This window comes from Borrelia persica No12, assembly GCF_000500045.1.
In the GTDB taxonomy this organism is placed as follows: domain Bacteria; phylum Spirochaetota; class Spirochaetia; order Borreliales; family Borreliaceae; genus Borrelia; species Borrelia persica.
The window spans coordinates 1-2,480 of the sequence record NZ_AYOT01000157.1 but is presented as its reverse complement, the minus strand read 5'-3'; the positions used below and the strand labels follow the sequence as shown (position 1 = coordinate 2,480).

The following is a 2,480-nucleotide window of genomic DNA, read 5'->3' as shown; positions in this document are numbered from 1 at the left end:
GTTGCTATTTTTGGGAACAAAGCTATTCAAAAAACAAGTTAAAAATTAAAAAGGAGGTTAAAGTATGGCCGATATTAAACAACTAGTTAAGGATTATCAAGATAAAAGAAAAGCACTAGCTTCTGTTATTAAAGGCGGTAGCAAAGAAGTAGAGCTTATGAGTAATACTACTGACTTTAGAAATAAAGGACCATGCGTTAGTGTTGGTGAATTTACTTCTTTTAGTAGTAATATACAAATAGAAAACTGGCCTAGCAAAAATTATCCATATAAATGTGGTGTTAAACTAAAGACAAATCAAATTAAAGCCAATGAGATTCATTATGGACCTCATGTTGAACCTGGTGGTGGTGATAATTTATATGGGATATGTGTTGATATTGATGATTATACAGAGAGAGCTCAAGTTGTACCAATAACTTCTGGTGCTTATCAAGCTTGGCTTTTTGCAAAAGACTCAACAATTAAGAGAGGAGACAAGGTTAAATTTAATGATAAAGGTGAAGCAGAAAAATCTAGTGGTTCAAATACTGTTTATAATGCATTTGCTTTAGAAGATACAGTCACTTTATCTGAGAATACATATTTAGTTCATATCAAATTTGTTGGAAATAAAGTATCTAATAATTAAATTAAGGAGGTTTTAAATGGAATTATTTGATGAAAATTATTATGTACAAGAAGTTATTCAAGCAACAGAAGAAGTCGAATTACCAAAATTTTATGATTGGTTTGCTAAAGAACAAATTGAAGAAGTTCCTTATAAGATGGGATTTTTTAAAACAGTAGAATGGGATGTTTTTCTAAAAGAAAATCCAACAGATGTTATAAATAATTATAATACAGTCTCAACAATAGGATTTAAATCAGAGGTGGTAAAGCTTAATTATTTGCATTTGCAATATAAATTTCCACATTTAAAAGATTCTGCGGTTCTCGAATTTACAAATTCTGAGTATATTGGAGATGTTAATAATAATTACTTACCTTTTGGTACTGCTTATAAATTAGCATGTAATGAAATTATGAAAATGATCACCCATTTTGTATTAACCGGAACTGTATCAATACAAAAGGATGGTAATAATGCAAAAATTCTTTTACCTAACATGTATGGTTTACTTAATATGCCATATCAAATCAAAGAAGAAGTTGATGCTAGCAATAAAGACAAAATGGATAAGATATTTGAAAAGATAGAATCTGGTCTGTCAAAATTAGAACTAGGTGATTATTTTGATTCTCCATTCATGGTAATTGTAGATCCGCTAACAAGCTTGAAATTGGTTAAACCTTATATGGTAAATGATAATCCAGGTTTTCTTAATGAACGTTGGCAAGATTTTTTAACAGCTACAATCAAAGCTTTGAATAATAGAAATGAAGTAGTAATACAAACATCTAATTTACTGAAAAATCAAATTGTTATTTTTCCAATGAATCCAAAGTTGTTGAAATTTAAACCAAGTAAATACATGTTGCCAACACCTAATGAACAAATTGACACTAATTCAAGCAATATTGCGCATTCTTATATTGATTTTGTACTTGGTGGTTTACTTGCTACAAAGAAAACTATTCTGCAGGTTTTCATTAAGCAAAGTTAGGAAACAGTTATGTCACATGATATAGCACAAGAACAACTTGATAATGAAATACGTAAACTTTACACAGAAATAATAGAATTATTGGATATCAATGAAGATGTTTTGAGTTTTTCGACTTTCATGCAATATTCACGACTAGTTGAGATGTTGCTTGAAGTTAAGGGTATTGACTTATCAATACTTACAACTTCACATATCAAATTGTTAATGTATTACTATACTGGGTGCAAACTGAAAAAAAGCGGAACTATCAATGATTTTAGTGGAAATTCCCAAGTAATAAAGAAACACAAACTTAACGAACTTGAGATCGAATATGAACAAGTACGATCATCTGATGTTAATGAATCTTTGGGTAGTGACATTAAAATTGGTGATAGTTTTTGTTCATCTTTTGATTCATTATTATCTAGTTTGGCACTTGTTGACTCTTCAACAACTAAAAAATATTGCATAGGAGTTGCACGTTAATGCAGAGAAATAATAATGTGAGAACCAAATTCACTCAAATGGCATTATCGGTTATTTCCTATTTTGAAGATAAAAAACCATTAAGGCTTTATCAAAAAAGATATGAATATAATGAAGAGACTGCAAGTTATGAAACAGTAATTGACAGAGAAAACTTTAAAGAATTTACTGGTGTACTCTTTAGCATCAATCCCGATTCTCTTGTGACTATGAATGAATCCGATCTTAGTGATATTACTTGTCTTTACAAGTTGTATACAAGTGCACAACTTGATTTTGCTATATCAGATAAGATCTCTGAAGGTGATTTAGATAATTTTCACTTTGAAATAGTATCAATTGATGGTTCAGTTGGTTATCTAACTTTAATACTAAAGGGAGTTGGCATGAATGGATAATGAA

Annotated in this window: 4 protein-coding genes; all 4 read left to right on the top strand. The window is 29.7% G+C overall.

Annotated features, from left to right (window positions below; translation table 11 throughout):
• Positions 1-64: 64 nt before the first annotated feature.
• From U881_RS0105775 to U881_RS0105760, 4 genes are read left to right on the top strand one after another with little or no spacing between them, the layout of a single operon-like run.
• On the top strand, positions 65-631 hold the full coding sequence (locus tag U881_RS0105775) for a DUF228 domain-containing protein (RefSeq protein ID WP_024653017.1): 567 nt from the start codon (positions 65-67) through the stop codon (positions 629-631).
• A gap of 16 nt (positions 632-647) precedes the next feature.
• A complete protein-coding gene (locus U881_RS0105770; protein ID WP_024653016.1) occupies positions 648-1,607 on the top strand; it encodes a hypothetical protein in 960 nt (319 codons plus the stop codon).
• 9 nt (positions 1,608-1,616) lie between these two features.
• A complete protein-coding gene (locus tag U881_RS0105765; protein ID WP_024653015.1) occupies positions 1,617-2,078 on the top strand; it encodes a DUF3890 domain-containing protein in 462 nt (153 codons plus the stop codon).
• Positions 2,078-2,476 (top strand): DUF1506 family protein, encoded by a 399-nt coding sequence (locus tag U881_RS0105760; protein WP_024653014.1) that lies wholly within the window; start codon positions 2,078-2,080, stop codon positions 2,474-2,476. Before U881_RS0105765 ends, U881_RS0105760 begins: the two co-directional genes overlap by 1 nt.
• Positions 2,477-2,480 lie beyond the last annotated feature (4 nt).